General features: G+C 70.3%; 12 protein-coding genes and 1 tRNA gene. 8 read left to right on the top strand and 5 right to left on the bottom strand.

Annotation, left to right across the window (positions count from 1 at the left end):
* The first annotated feature begins 12 nt into the window (after positions 1–12).
* The 4 genes from selB to EPN98_RS04495 all read left to right on the top strand — a co-directional run bounded on the left by selB (position 13) and on the right by EPN98_RS04495 (position 4,233).
* Positions 13–1,914, top strand: coding sequence for a selenocysteine-specific translation elongation factor (selB, locus tag EPN98_RS04510; RefSeq protein ID WP_293360937.1), 1,902 nt, complete (start codon positions 13–15; stop codon positions 1,912–1,914).
* Positions 1,915–1,959: 45 nt separating this feature from the next.
* Positions 1,960–2,054, top strand: a tRNA-Sec gene (locus EPN98_RS04505).
* A gap of 42 nt (positions 2,055–2,096) precedes the next feature.
* A complete protein-coding gene (locus tag EPN98_RS04500; protein ID WP_293360934.1) occupies positions 2,097–3,683 on the top strand; it encodes a hypothetical protein in 1,587 nt (528 codons plus the stop codon).
* 31 nt (positions 3,684–3,714) lie between these two features.
* The gene (locus EPN98_RS04495; RefSeq protein WP_293360931.1) at positions 3,715–4,233 is read left to right on the top strand and encodes a UGSC family (seleno)protein; all 519 of its coding nucleotides are present in this window, start codon (positions 3,715–3,717) and stop codon (positions 4,231–4,233) included.
* 92 nt (positions 4,234–4,325) lie between these two features.
* Here EPN98_RS04495 and EPN98_RS04490 read toward each other — a convergent pair whose 3' ends face one another.
* Together EPN98_RS04490 and EPN98_RS04485 are read right to left on the bottom strand one after the other, a co-directional pair.
* Positions 4,326–5,549, bottom strand: a complete 1,224-nt coding sequence (locus tag EPN98_RS04490) for an acyl-CoA dehydrogenase family protein (RefSeq protein WP_293360928.1) — start codon at positions 5,547–5,549, stop codon at positions 4,326–4,328.
* A 10-nt stretch (positions 5,550–5,559) separates the two neighbouring features.
* Positions 5,560–5,853 carry a putative quinol monooxygenase gene (locus EPN98_RS04485; protein ID WP_293360925.1) on the bottom strand — a complete coding sequence of 98 codons (294 nt, stop codon included), beginning with the start codon at positions 5,851–5,853 and terminating at the stop codon, positions 5,560–5,562.
* A 137-nt stretch (positions 5,854–5,990) separates the two neighbouring features.
* Between EPN98_RS04485 and EPN98_RS04480 the strand changes: the two genes are divergently transcribed.
* Complete coding sequence (locus EPN98_RS04480; RefSeq protein WP_293360922.1) at positions 5,991–6,707, top strand: MBL fold metallo-hydrolase; 717 nt, start codon at positions 5,991–5,993, stop codon at positions 6,705–6,707.
* A gap of 11 nt (positions 6,708–6,718) precedes the next feature.
* Here the strand turns inward: EPN98_RS04480 and EPN98_RS04475 are convergent, their stop codons facing one another.
* Together EPN98_RS04475 and EPN98_RS04470 are read right to left on the bottom strand one after the other, a co-directional pair.
* Positions 6,719–7,009: a hypothetical protein gene (locus EPN98_RS04475; RefSeq protein ID WP_293360919.1), complete on the bottom strand. Its 291-nt coding sequence runs from the start codon at positions 7,007–7,009 to the stop codon at positions 6,719–6,721.
* A gap of 106 nt (positions 7,010–7,115) precedes the next feature.
* Positions 7,116–7,808 (bottom strand): molecular chaperone DjiA, encoded by a 693-nt coding sequence (locus tag EPN98_RS04470; RefSeq protein ID WP_293360916.1) that lies wholly within the window; start codon positions 7,806–7,808, stop codon positions 7,116–7,118.
* Positions 7,809–7,870: 62 nt separating this feature from the next.
* Between EPN98_RS04470 and EPN98_RS04465 the strand changes: the two genes are divergently transcribed.
* From EPN98_RS04465 to EPN98_RS04455, 3 genes are read left to right on the top strand one after another with little or no spacing between them, the layout of a single operon-like run.
* Positions 7,871–11,479, top strand: coding sequence for a hydantoinase B/oxoprolinase family protein (locus tag EPN98_RS04465; RefSeq protein WP_293360913.1), 3,609 nt, complete (start codon positions 7,871–7,873; stop codon positions 11,477–11,479).
* 26 nt (positions 11,480–11,505) lie between these two features.
* Positions 11,506–12,129, top strand: a complete 624-nt coding sequence (locus tag EPN98_RS04460; protein ID WP_293360911.1) for a hypothetical protein — start codon at positions 11,506–11,508, stop codon at positions 12,127–12,129.
* Between the two features lie 11 nt (positions 12,130–12,140).
* A complete protein-coding gene (locus tag EPN98_RS04455) occupies positions 12,141–12,416 on the top strand; it encodes a DUF1294 domain-containing protein (RefSeq protein ID WP_293360906.1) in 276 nt (91 codons plus the stop codon).
* Here EPN98_RS04455 and EPN98_RS04450 read toward each other — a convergent pair.
* Positions 12,398–13,519 (bottom strand): pyridoxal phosphate-dependent aminotransferase, encoded by a 1,122-nt coding sequence (locus tag EPN98_RS04450; protein ID WP_293360903.1) that lies wholly within the window; start codon positions 13,517–13,519, stop codon positions 12,398–12,400. The two genes, EPN98_RS04455 and EPN98_RS04450, sit on opposite strands and share 19 nt — an antisense overlap.
* Positions 13,520–13,759: the final 240 nt, after the last annotated feature.

Below are 13,759 nucleotides of genomic sequence, written 5' to 3'. Positions count from 1 at the left end.
TAGGGACGTCGCATGGGTGCTGAAGCGGCGGGACCGCCCCTGAGCGTCGCGGTGATCGGCCATGTCAATCATGGCAAGACCGCGCTCGTCCGCGCCCTGACCGGTATCGAGACCGACCGGCTGGCGGAGGAGAAGGCGCGTGGACTGTCGATCACGCTGGGCTTCGCCTGGCGCGACTACCCCTCGGGGACAGTCGATTTCCTGGACGCTCCCGGGCACGAGGATTTCATCCGGGCCATGGTGATGGGGACCACCGGCGCGCGCGCGGCGCTGCTGGTCGTCTCGGCCACGGAAGGCTTCGGCCCGCAGACGCGCGAGCATCTTCGCGTGGCCCAATTGCTGGGCCTGCAGGCGGGAATCGTAGCGGTGACCAAGGCCGACCTCCTGGCCGAGGACGCCGAGGCCGCAATCGGCGCGCACATTGCAGCCGAACTCGACGGGTCCTTCCTGGCCGGCGAGCCTGTCGTCTTCTGCTCGGCGCTGACCGGCGTCGGGATGGACGGCTTGAACGACGCCGTCGAAGCCCTGATCAAGCGGTCTCCGGCTCCCGCCCATGCCCCCGGCCCCATCCTGCCGGTCGACCGGACGTTCACGGTCGCCGGCTCCGGGACGGTCGTCACCGGAACGTTGCAGGGCGGGCCCCTTCCGGCCGATGGCGCAGCGGTGCTCATGCCCTCGGGCAAGTCGGTCACTCTGCGCCAGCTGCAGGTGCATGGGCAAACCGTCGAGGCCGCCGCTCCGGGAGGTCGGTTGGCGGTCGCGCTGAGGGGCGTGTCGGTCGATGAAGCTGCGCCCGGCGAGGTGCTGTGCGCGCCGGAGTCGCTCGCGCCCAGCCTGCTGGTGGACATCGAGCTGACCCTGTCGCCCGACAGCGCGCGGCCGCTGAAGTCTGGCGACGAGCTGCGGGTGATGTGGGGGGCGCGGCAGGACATGGCCAAGGTGCGCGTCCTGGACGACGGCCCGCTCGCGCCCGGCGGTCGGGGGCTGGCGCAGCTTCGCATCGCCACGCCGGTGGCCGTCTTCGCAGGCCAGCGCGCCATCCTGCGCCGCCCGTCCCCCGCCGAGACGATCGGCGGCGCCCTGGTTCTGGACCCGGTCGCGCCCAGGCTGAGGGGGCCGGTCGGCGCGCGGCGGGACCTGCTGGCGGCCGCGGCGGCCGGAGACCTCGCGCGGATCGCCGATCAGCTGGCGGCTCGCGACGGCGGCGTGCTTTCGATGCGCGAGGCGGCGCGGCTGTGGCGGGCGACAGCGGACGAGGCCCGCCTGGCGCTGGTCGGCTTCGAGATGCTGGGCCCCGACCTGGCGGCCGCGCCCGGCGCCGTCACGGCGACACGCCAAGCTTACCTCACGAGGCTGGCCGAGGCGCATCTGAACATGCCCACGCGCGCCTGGGCGCAGATCCGCGCGATCCGCGAAACCTTCAAGCGCACCACGTCGGTCGACCTTCTGGATGGCGTGGAGCGCCGCCTTGTCGCAGAAGGCGAGATCCGGATGAGCGGCGGCCAGGTGCGGCTGGCCTCGCACGATCCGCTCGCCGCCCTGTCGCCCGATGCCCTGGCCCGGCTGCGCGAACTTGAAGCTCAGGTCCGCCAGGGCGGGGCCGCGCCGCCTGATATCGGCGCTCTGGCCAGGCCCGGGAGCGAGGACGCGGCGCTGGTCGAACTGCTGGTTGACCTGGGCGCTTTGATCGTCCTGCGGAACCACGCCCTGCGCCAGACCCTCGTCTTTCACATCACGGCGCTGGACGACGCATTGACGAACCTGCGCGCGACCTTCCCGCCGCCCACGGAATTCGCCACCGGGGCGGCGCGGGCAGCTTTGAGCACTTCGCGCAAGTTCATCGTGCCGATCCTGGAGTTCCTTGACGCCCGCGGTGACACGGTGCGCGACGGCGATGTGCGCCGGATCGTGTGAAACCGCTTCGGGACGCCACGGAAGGCGGCCTAGTGTCGATCCGCTGGAGGTGACTGGAGTCTGGTGGCTTCCCCGGTCTTCAAAACCGGCGACACGTCGACAAGGCGTGTGGTGGGTTCGATTCCCATCCACCTCCGCCAGCCAAGGCCGCTGCAAAGGCGGCGAAAGACGAGGACGGTGACATGACGGCGAACGCCCCGCCCTTCGCACTGCAGGACATGGCCGGCGAGACGCGGCGGTTTCCGACCGGGCGGCCCAGCCTGATCGCCTTCGTCAAGGAGGACTGCAACACCTGCAATCTCGTCTCGCCGCTGCTCGAGGCGTTCCACCAGGCCTGGAGCGAGACCGCCGACATCTGGATGCTGGGCCAGTCGTCGGACGGCAACGCGATCCTGAAGGACCGCCACGGCCTGACGCTGCCGATCCTGGACGAGAGCGCGCTCAAGACCTCGCTGGCCTGGGACTTCGACATCGTGCCGGCCGTCTACTGGATCGGCGCCGACGGGGAGCGGCGCGCGCAGGTCGAAGGCTTCGTGCGCGCGGAATGGGAGCAGCTGGCCGAGCAGGCGGCCCGCGAGCTCGGAGCGCCGGCCGCGCCGGTGACATGGTCCGACTATCCCGAGTGGCGCCCAGGGTGCGGCTCCAAGCACCTGGACCCCGACATCCACGACCGGCTGGTGGCCGACGCCGAGGACAGTCCGATCCGGGCCCGGCGCATCGAGATCGCCAGCAGCGACGACATCGAAGAGTTCATGTTCGACCAGGGCTTCAGCGACGGCCTGCCGCTGGTGCCGCCGACGCCCGAGCGAGTGCTGCGCATGCTGTCCGGAACGGCGCGGCATCCGCAGGACATCGTGGCCGTGGTGCCCCCCAACATGGCGCCGGCGACTGTCGAGAAGGTCGCGATCAACGCGGTCATGGCAGGCTGCCGACCGGAATATCTGCCCGTGGTGATCGCCGCGCTCGAGGCGGTCTGCACCGACGAGTTCAACATGCACGGGGTGACGGCCACGACGATGGGCGCCGCGCCGGTGCTGGTGGTCAATGGCCCGATCCGCAACCGCATCGGGATGAACATGAAGCTGGCGGCGCTGGGCAACGGCAACCGCGCCAACGCCACCATCGGCCGCGCGCTGCGTCTGGTGGTCCGCAACGTGGGCGGCGCCCGGCCCGGCGGCGTGGACCGCTCGACACTCTCCAGCCCGATGAAGTTCACGATGTGCTTCGCCGAGTGGGAGGAAGGCTCGCCCTGGGATCCGCTTCACGTCGAGCGCGGCTTCCAGCGCGAGGACTCGGTGGTCACCGCCTTCGCCATGACCAGCGGCCCCGTGCAGATCGTGGACCAGGATTCGCGCAAGCCCGACCAGATCGCCGGCACGCTGGGGCTGGGCCTTGAGGGCGTCTTCCTGCCCAAGATCCACCGGATGCCGGTGGACGCGCTGCTGGTGGTCTGTCCCGAGCACATCAAGACACTCACCTGCGAGGGCGAGTACTCCAAGGCGCGGCTGCGCGAGCGTATCCAGGCGGTGACCGCGCGGCCCCTGCGCGAGATGGTGGCGAACGAGATTTCTGGCGCCGGGATCCCGATCGCCTCCGCCGCCAAGATGAGCGAAGCGGTGCTGGCGACGCCGACGCCGAAGTTCGCCGATGGCAAGTTCATCCACATCGTGGTCGCGGGATCGGAGGCCGGGAAGTTCTCGGCGGCCTTCCATGGCTGGGTGACGGGCGCGGCCGGATCGGCCGTCGTTTCCAAGAAAATCGAAGACTGATAGCGTCACGGACAGAATTTGGAGGACGTCGATGACGACAATCCTGGACCCCACTGACGAGAGGGTGCCCGTCGCGCGGCAGATCACCCCACGAACCGGCGATGTCTCGGGGGTGATCGGCCTTCTGGACATCTCCAAGCCGCGGGGCAACGTCCTTTTGGACGAGTTGGAGCGCCTGCTGGCGGCGCGCTATCCCGACGCCGAGGTGCGGCGCTACGCCAAGCCCACCTTCGCCAAGCCCTGCCCGTCCGACCTGCGGCTCAAGATCAAGGCCGAGTGCGACGTGCTGGTGGAAGCCCTCGCCGATTGAGGATCATGCACGACGTGCAGTCTGCACGACACTGTGTGGTTCGAGATCCAGGGCCTTCCCGCCGTCTCCATCGCGTCCAGCGAGTTCGCCGAAGCCGCCGAGGTCCAGCGTAAGGCGCTGGGCATGGATGGTGCGCGCTACGTGCTGGTGGACCATCCGATCCAGGACGCCACCGACGACGAAATGCGCGGCAAGGCGAACGCCGTGCTGGAACAGGTGATCGAGGCCCTGACCGTCTAGCGGCCAGGGTCGATGGGATGCGGCGTAGCCGCATCCCATGACGCCAGACAAGTTCGAAAACAGATCCGGTCGAGGCTCGCCGACGCGCCCGGCTACAGCCCGAGCACCATCTTCGCCATGATGTTGTGCTGGATCTCGTTCGAGCCCGCGTAGATCGAGGTCTTGCGGTAGTTGAAGTAGTGCGGGGCCACCGTCGCGGCGTAGTCCGGGCCGGCCCGGAAGGTGTTGCCGCCGGGGCGGAGCATCTCCCAGGTGTCCTGCACGAAGGGCTGGGCGTAGATGCCCGCGGCCTCGAGCGCGAGCTCGGTGACCGCCTGCTGCATCTGGCTGCCTTCCAGCTTGAGCATCGACGAGACGGCGCCCATGGCGTCGCCGTTGGCGCGGCCCGCGAAGATGCGCAGCTCGGTGGCGTTCAGCGCCTCGACCTTGATCTCGACCTCGGAGAGCTTCTTCCGGAAATCGGGGTCGCTCATCATCGAGCCGCCGCCGTCGGCGCGCTCCAGGTTGGCGATCTTGCGCACCTTCTTCATCTGGGCCGAGAGGCCGGGCGCATAGGCGTTGCCGCGCTCGAACTGCAGCAGGTACTTGGCGTAGGTCCAGCCCTCGCCTTCCTTGCCGATGCGGTTGGAGACCGGCACGCGGACGTTGTCGAAGAACGTCTCGTTGATCTCCTGCTCGCCCTCGGGCGGGCCGTCCAGCGTGGGGATCGGCCGGATGGTGATGCCCGGCGTCTTCATATCAATCAGCAGGAACGAGATGCCCTTCTGGCGGATCTCCTCGTTGGAGGTGCGCACGAGGCAGAACATCCAGTCGGCCCATTGGGCCAGCGTCGTCCACGTCTTGCTGCCATTCAGCACGTAGTGGTCGCCGTCACGCTCGGCCTTCAGAGCGAGGGAGGCCAGGTCAGAGCCCGAGCCGGGTTCGGAATAGCCCTGGCACCACCACACGTCGGTGGTGAGGATCTTGGGGAGGTGCTGGGCCTTCTGCTCCGGCGTACCGAACGCCATCACCACAGGCGCGCACATGCGCAGGCCCATGTTCGACGTAGAGGGGGCGCCGGCAAGCGCCATCTCCATGTCGAAGACGTACTTCTTGCCCAGGCTCCAGCCCGTGCCGCCGTACTCGACCGGCCAGTCCGGCGCGATCCAGCCCTTTTCCCCCAGCCGCTTCAGCCAGCGGACCTGGGCTTCCTTGTCGAGGTGATTGTTCTTCGACTGGGCCAGCTTGGCCCGCATGTCGTCGTCGAACGCCTCGGCGATGAAGGCGCGGACCTCGTCGCGGAAGGCGAGATCCTCGGGGGCGAAGTCCAGGTCCATGGCCGTCTCCTCAGCCGATTCCGTCGAGCAGCTCGACATCGGGGCGGCCGGCCAGGACGCCGGCGAACTTCGGGCCCGCGGCCTTGAAGTAGTCGGTCTGGCCGTGGACGGTGACCGCTTCCTGGTCCTTGTAGAGTTCCAGGACCTTGTACTCCTGAGGATCCTTGCGGCTCTTGGTGAGCTGGTAGGCGATGTTCCCCGGCTCGTTGGCGCGCACCTGCTTGGCGAGCTCGGTGAAGAAGGCTTCGAACTCGGCGTTCTTGCCCTCCTGGATCTTCATGGTGGCCACGATGCCGATCGTCATACCGTTCTCCCAACGATTGTTTGAACGGACGGTAGAGGCCTGTGGGCGCAGCGGCAAGGCTGACGTGGCGTCCTTTCGCGGAAGGCCGAGGCGCCGCATTCTCCATGCGACCAGACACACAGGGAGCCTCGCCGCCGATGGAAACCCGAGTCCATGAGATCGCCGACGGCGTCTATCGCCTCTCGACCTTCGTTCCCGACGTCAGTCCCGAGGGCTTCACCTTCAACCAGTTCCTGATCGATGCGGACGAGCCGATGCTTTTCCACTGCGGACAGCGGATGCTGTTTCCCGCGGTGTCGGCGGCGGTGGGCAAGGTGATGCCGGTCGAGCGGCTGCGCTGGATCGGCTTCGGCCACGTGGAGGCCGACGAGTCCGGATCCATGAACCAGTGGCTGGCCGCCGCGCCCAAAGCCACGGTCGTGCACGGCGTGCTGGCCTGCGACGTGTCGCTGAACGACCTTGCCGACCGTCCGCCCCGCCCCCTGGCCGACGGCGAGGTGCTGGACCTTGGCGGGAAGCGCATGCGATGGCTGGACACACCGCACGTCCCCCACGGCTGGGAAGCGGGCTGCTTCTACGAGGAGACGGCCGGCACGTTCTTCTGCGGCGACCTGCTCACCCACGTGGGCGACCCTTCTCCGCTCACGTCCGACGACGTCTTGGGCGCGGCCGTGGCGGCGGATGAAATGTTCGGGGCGATGAGCCTGGCTCCGGGATCCGGCGCAATGCTGAGGCGGCTCGCGGAACTTGCGCCGCGGACGCTGGCGCTGATGCACGGCTCGTCGTTCGCGGGCGACGGCGCCGGAGCGCTCAGGGGGCTGGCGGACTACTGCGACAGTCGGCGGCTGGCCTAGCGGAGGATGGCCTAGCGCCGCTCGTTCCAGCCGTAGGCCACCCAGTGGTGGCCGCCCAGGTGGCGGGCTTCGATGATGTCGCTGTCGCGCCGACGGGCGCGGACCGTGCGGCGGGCGCGCATCGCGAGACCGGCAAAGGCCAGGAGCGCGGATCCCATGATCGCGATCACAGCCACTGTGGCCGCGGCGAAGACGGCAAGGACGGCGCCCACGATCACCGCACAGGCGGTGGCGATCGTGGCCGCGACGGCAGCCAGGCTGCGAAGGGCGGAACCCGAGTTCGCGGCGAAGTCCTTGACCATTTCAGCTCCTCGACGGCGGGCGTGACCCGATCCGTGAAAGGTACATGTCAGCACAGTGGTTCGGATCGTCAACCGCGCATGTGTCGGAAAGACGACCGCATAGCGTCTAAGCCGCGCCCAGCGACAGCGAGCGGCGCTCGAGCTGAACCTGGTCGTAGGCCGCATTGATCGCCGCCGCCTTGGCCTCGGCCACCTCGATGAATTCCGCAGGCAGCCCGCGCGCGCGGGCGCGATCAGGATGGGATTCGGACAGCTGGGCGCGCCACGCGGCGCGCACCACCTCGTCCGGCGCGTCGGGCGCGACGCCCAGGATCACGTAGGGGTCGTCGTTGGCCGCGCCCAAGTGGGTGGCCTTCAATCTCCGGAACGTCAGCGGCGACAGGCCGAACAGTTCGCAGACCCGTTCGAGGTAGCTGAGCTCGTCCGACGTGACCACGCCGTCGGCGGCGGCGATGTAAAACAGGCCGTCCAGGACGTCCTCGAGGATCTGAGGGCAGCCGCCATAGCGCTTCTTCAGCCTTCGGGCGTACCCCTCGAAGCCGCGGGTGGTCTGGCGCGCCAGCTGGTACAGGCGACGGATCGCGCCCTCGCTGCCGGGCTCAGCCTGGAAGATGGCGTGGAAGGTGTCGTACTCGTCGGCATGGGCCTCGCCGTCGGCCTTGGCCAGCTTGGCGCCCAGCGCGGTCACAGCGGTGGTGAACGCCGGATCCTCTCCGGGGAGGCCGGGCGGGCAGACATCGCATTCCGCCTCATCGACCCCTCGAACTGCGAGGCCGGCTATTTTGCGCCAGAAGCTCATTTCGCTATGGCATGCCTTAAGACCCGGGCGATCCGGTGACAATCGTGCGGAGGGGTTAAGTTTTGGACAGGCGTTGCGCCTTCTGGATCGATCGGGGTGGCACGTTCACCGATGTGATCGGGCGCTGGAGCGACGGCGAAGAGGTTTCGCTGAAGCTTTTGTCCGCTTCGCCCAGCTATCCGGACGCCGCCGTGGAGGCCATGCGGCGCATCCTGGGAGCCGCTCCGGGCGCGCCCTTTCCGGCGCCCCTCGTCGAGGCCATCAAGATGGGCACGACGGTGGCGACCAACGCGCTGCTGGAACGGCGCGGCGCCAAGACCCTGTTCGTCGCCACCGAGGGATTCGCCGATGCCTTGGCCATCGGCGATCAGGCGCGGCCCGACCTGTTCGCGCTCAACATCGACAAGCCCGCGCCCTTGTACGCCGGCGTCGTCGAGGCCGCCGAGCGGCTGGCGGCCGACGGATCGGTCGTGTCGGCGCTGGACGAGGACGCGCTGCGGGCAAAGCTGGCGCAAGCGGTGGCCGACGGCTTTACATCAGCGGCCATCGCCTTCCTCCACGCTGACCTGAACCCAGCGCAGGAACAGCGGGCGGGCGAGATCGCGAAGGCGGCCGGGTTCGAGTTCGTGGCGCTGTCGTCCGAGATCTCGCCCCTGCCCCGCTTCGTGCCGCGCGCCGAGACGACGGTGGCGGACGCCTACCTGACGCCGGTGCTGCAGGCCTATGTGCGCCGGGTGGCCGAAGCGGTGGCGGGCGCGCCGCTCTATTTCATGACGTCAGCCGGCGGGCTGGTGGCGGCCGAGGCGTTCCGGGGCCGTGACGCCGTGGTCTCCGGCCCGGCGGGCGGCGTCGTGGGCGTGGCGCGGACTGCGGCGCAGGCCGGCGCGGACGCCGTCCTGGGCTTCGACATGGGCGGCACCTCCACCGACGTCTGCCGGTTCGCCGGGGCCCTGGAGCGGCGGGACACGGCCAAGGTCGCCGGCGTGAAGCTGCGGAGCCCGATGCTGGACGTGGAGACGGTGGCGGCGGGCGGCGGCTCGATCCTGACCTTCGACGGCATGCGGGCGCGGGCGGGGCCGGCCAGCGCCGGCGCCGACCCGGGCCCCGCCTGCTACGGCCGGGGCGGCCCCGCGGCGGTGACCGACGCGAACCTGGTGCTCGGGCGACTGGACCCGCGCTTCTTCCCGCCGGTGTTCGGCCCGCGCGGCGACGCGCCTCTGGACCCGGCGGCGAGTCGGGCGCGGCTTGAGGCGCTGGCCCAGGAGATGGACCTCACGGTCGAGGCGGCGGCCGAGGGCTTCGTCGCGGTGGCCGTCGAGCAGATGGCCCAGGCGGTGCGGCGCATCTCCACCGAGCGCGGATTCGACCCGCGCGACCACGCGCTGGTGGCGTTCGGGGGCGCGGCGGGCCAGGTGGCCTGCCAGACCGCCGAGGCCCTGGGCGTGGATCAGGTGCTGTGCCCGAAGTACGGCAGCGTGCTGTCGGCCTGGGGGATCGGCCAGGCCCGGATGTCGGCGCTGCGGCAGGCTGGCGTTGACAGGCCCTTGGCGGACGGGCTGAGCGCGGCAGAGGCGGCGCTGGCGGGGCTGGAAGCTCTCGTTCGGGCCGACATGGCGGCCCAGGGCGCCGAGACGGGCGACATCCGCCGCACGTTGCGGCTGCGGTACGATGGCGCCGACGCCGAGCTGCCTGTGGCGCTCGGCGATGCCGCGACGGCGAAGGCGGCGTTCGAGGCTGCCCACCAGCGCCTGTTCGGGTTCGTGGAGCCCGACCGGACGATCCTGATCGCCGCAGTGGAGGCGGAGGCCATCGCGCTCCCCTCCCCCTTGCGGGGAGGGGTCGGGGGTGGGGGTGCGCCGCTGGGCGCCTCGGAGCTGGCACCCCCAACCCCTGCCCCCTCCCCGCAAGGGGGAGGGGTGAAGATGTTCGCCCTCGGCGCCTGGCATGACGCGCCGGTCGTCAGCGCCGACGCGTTGACCCAAGTCGACGGTCCGGCGCTCGTCGTGCGCGCCGACACCCAGATCGCCCTCCTACCCGGCTGGCGGGCCATCGCCGAGCCTGATGGCCTCATTCGCCTCACCCGCACCGCGGCGGCCGCCCGCCAGACCATCGCGCTGGACAAGCCCGACCCGGTCACGCTGGAGCTCTTCAATCGCCGGTTCATGGGCGTGGCCGAGGCCATGGGCGCGGCGCTGGAGCGCACGGCGCACTCGGTGAACATCAAGGAGCGGCTCGACTTCAGCTGCGCGCTGTTCGACGCCGACGGCGGGCTGGTGGCGAACGCGCCGCACATGCCGGTGCACCTGGGCTCGATGGGGGCCAGCGTGCGGGCCGTGCGCGACCGTCACCCCGAGCTGAAGGCCGGTCAGGCCTTCGCGCTGAACAACCCCTACGCCGGCGGCACCCACCTGCCCGACATCACGGTCGTCATGCCCGTGTTCATGGCCGACACCGATGCAGAGGCCAGCTTCTACGTCGCCGCGCGCGGCCACCATGCCGATGTGGGCGGCATCCAGCCCGGCTCCATGCCACCGTTCTCCAGGTCGATCGACGAGGAGGGTGTCATGCTGGACGCCCTGCCGATCATGGCCGACGGCCGCTTCCTGGAGGCCGAGACCCGCGCGGCGTTGGGGTCGGGCCGCTGGCCCGCCCGTGCGCCCGACCGCAACATCGCCGACCTGAAGGCCCAGGTCGCGTCCTGCCAGGCCGGCGCGGCGGCGGTGTCGGACATGATCCGCAGCTATGGTGCGGAAGCCGTGGCCCGCTACATGGGGTTCGTCCAGCAGAACGCCGCCGAGGCGGTGCGGCGCGCGATCGGCAGCCTGAGCGACGGCGAAGGCCACGCCCCGATGGATGGCGGCGGCGGCATCTCGGTGACAACCAGGGTCGACGCCACCGCTCGCGAGGCGGTGCTGGACTTCACCGGCTCGGCCGACCAGGTCGACAGCAACTTCAACGCCCCCTCGGCCATCGTCGACGCCGCGGCGCTCTACGTGTTCCGCACCCTGGTCGACGACGATATTCCGCTGAATGCGGGCTGCCTGGAGCCGCTGAAGATCCTCACGCGCCCCGGCTCGATGCTGGCCCCGCGCCCGCCGGCCGCCGTGGTCGCGGGCAACGTCGAAACCAGCCAGCACGTGGTGGACGCGCTCTACACGGCGCTGGGCGTGATGGCGAACAGCCAGGGCTCGATGAACAACTTCACGTTCGGCGACGAGGTCCGGCAGTACTACGAGACGATCTGCGGCGGGGCGGGCGCCACGGCCACGCGAGACGGGGCCAGCGCCGTCCACAGCCATATGACCAACTCGCGCCTGACCGATCCCGAGATTCTGGAGCGTCGCTTCCCGGTGCGGGTGGAGCACTTCGGCGTGCGCCACGGATCGGGCGGCGAAGGTCTGCATCGCGGCGGCGACGGAGTGCGACGGCGCATCCGGTTCCTAGCGCCGATGGAGGCGGCTCTGCTCTCCTCACGGCGCGAGCATGCGCCCCAGGGGCTGGCCGGCGGCGGCCCCGGATCGCCCGGCCGGCAGTGTTTGATCGCCGCGTCGGGCGCGGTTAGTGAACTTCCCGGCTGCTTCTCCGTTACGGTGGAGCTAGGCGACGCGATCGAGATCGAAACCCCGGGGGGTGGCGGGTTCGGTGGGTCGCCCGGTTCGGCGCGAAGCTGACAAAATCTCCGTACACAAGGTTCCGAATGACGCCCTTCGCCATCGCCCTCGCCCTGTTCGCCCAAGACCCCGCCCCCGCCGCGGAAGCGCCGCCGCCAGCTGCGGCCGTAGCGGAAGACCGCCTGCCCACGGGCGCGCCGCGCGACGACTATCAGTTCGTCGGCTGGTGCTACGGCGCGCTGCGCGGCTACCTCGACCTGCACGACGAGGTGATGCCCGAGGTCACCCGGATCGAGAGCCAGTTCCGCAAGCCCGGCACCAGCCTGGCCGACGACCTGAAGGTCTACGCCGACATGCAGAAGCAGGGGCGCGCCCAGCTGAAGACCTTCCAGGCCGCCCTGACGGCGGCCGAGAAGGCCTCGGTGCGCCCGATCAACACCATCGGCGCCGGCGCCGTGCGCCAGGGCCGCCAAGTCTGGAACGTGGGTCCCGAGGTCACCAAGGCCCGCAAGGCGCAGGAGTGGATGAGCTGGACGCTGCCCGCCCGCTGCGAAACCGTCGCCGCGTCGCTGGAGCAGAAGGCCAAGCTGATGGGCGCGACGTTCCGGGTGAACGAAGCGCCGCTCCCGGCGCCGACGTCGGCGGAAGCGCCAGCATCGCCAGCGCCGGAAAGCCCGCCGGCCGAGGCGACCCCCGCGCCGACCCGCTGAGCCGGCCCCGCGTGCCCGAATTGGCCGCGCTCTACCTCATGATGATCAACGCCGCGACGGTCACCGCCTTCGCGCTGGACAAGCGTGCGGCGGCGCGCGGGGGTTGGCGCGTGCCCGAGCGAAGGCTGCTGGCCCTGGCGGCGCTGGGCGGCTCGCCGGGCGCGCTGGCGGCCCGCGCGCTGCTGCGCCACAAGACGCGCAAGACCGGGTTCAGCGCCTGGCTGTGGGGCATCGCCGCCGTGCAGGCTTTGCTGGCGGCCTGGCTCGCCTATCGGGCCTTCAGGTAACTCGCGAAGCGCTCCAGGCCGGCGGCGTTCTTCTCGGACCGTGCGGCGAAGCACCAGCGCAGCCAGCCCTCGCCTTCGGGTCCGAACGCCGAGCCCGGCGCGAGCCCCAGCCCCGCCTCCGCGATCAGCGACTTGCAGAGCGCCACGGAGTCCGTGCAGCCCTCGACACGGAAGAAGGCGTAGAGCCCGCCGTCCGGCGACGGCGCCTCGACGCCGGGCAACGTGCGCAACACGCCCAGCACCTGGTCGCGCGCGGCGGTGAGCTCGGCCTTGAGCGCGGTGACCACCGGCTCGCCATGGTCCAGCGCCGCCTTGGCCCCCGACTGTACGAAGTCGGGCGCGCACGAGGTGTTGTACTCGATGAGCACCCCCAGGCCGTCCATCATCGCCGGCGGGACGACCATCCACCCCAACCGCCAGCCGGTCATGCGCCAGGCTTTCGAGAAGCTGTTCGTGCCGATGACCCGGTCTTCGGGCGTCACCAGGGGCAGGAAGGACGGCGCGGTGGGCGCATCGAACGCCAGGCGCTCGTAGACATCGTCGCAGATCAGCCAGATGCCCAGCCTGCGGCAGCGCTCCAGCACGGCGGCGCGGTCCTCGGCGGGCAGCATCCAGCCCGTCGGATTGTTGGGCGAGTTGAGGACCAGCGCCTTGGTGTCGGGGGTCAGGGCGTCCAGCAGCCGGTCCATGTCCATGCGCCAGCGGCCCTGCGCCGGCTCCAGCGGCACGACCTCGACCTGGCCGGACAGAATCTTGGGGATCTCGGGCACGTTGGGCCAGATCGGCCCGCCCACCACCACCCGGTCGCCCGGCGAGACCACCAGTTGGGCCGCCAGCATCAGGGCGCTGACCCCCGCGCTGGTGATCGCCAGCCGGTTCTCCGCGATCGGCGCGCCGTGCAGGTTGCTCAGGTAGCGCGAGAGCGAGGCGCGGACGTCGGCGCGGCCCAGGTTGTGAGTGTAGAAGGTGCGCCCCGCCAGCAGGTCGTCGGCCGCGGCGCGGCGGATGAACTCCGGGGTCGGCTGGTCCGACTCGCCGAACCAGAACGCCAGGATGTCGTCGCGCCCCATCCCGGCGTTCGCCACCTCGCGAATACGGGACATGCGGAGGTCCTGGACCTCTTGGCGGGGGAGCGTGTCGTGCATGGGCCAGAGATAGAGGACGCAGACTTCCCGAGCCAGCGCGCGCCGCAGGCGCCTTCGGTTCGACCCACGGATTTCACGGATTGCACGGATGGGCGCCGTGCCGAGGGCAGGCGCTGCATTTTGGACCACGAACCACACGAACCACACGAACGGGGCGGGTCTCTGCTGGCCGCGAAGCGGCGACTGTCGTGAGTGCGG

The sequence above is a fragment of the Phenylobacterium sp. genome (genome assembly GCF_004299445.1).
In the GTDB taxonomy this organism is placed as follows: Bacteria; Pseudomonadota; Alphaproteobacteria; order Caulobacterales; family Caulobacteraceae; genus Phenylobacterium.
This window is presented reverse-complemented; position numbering and strand designations above follow the sequence as displayed.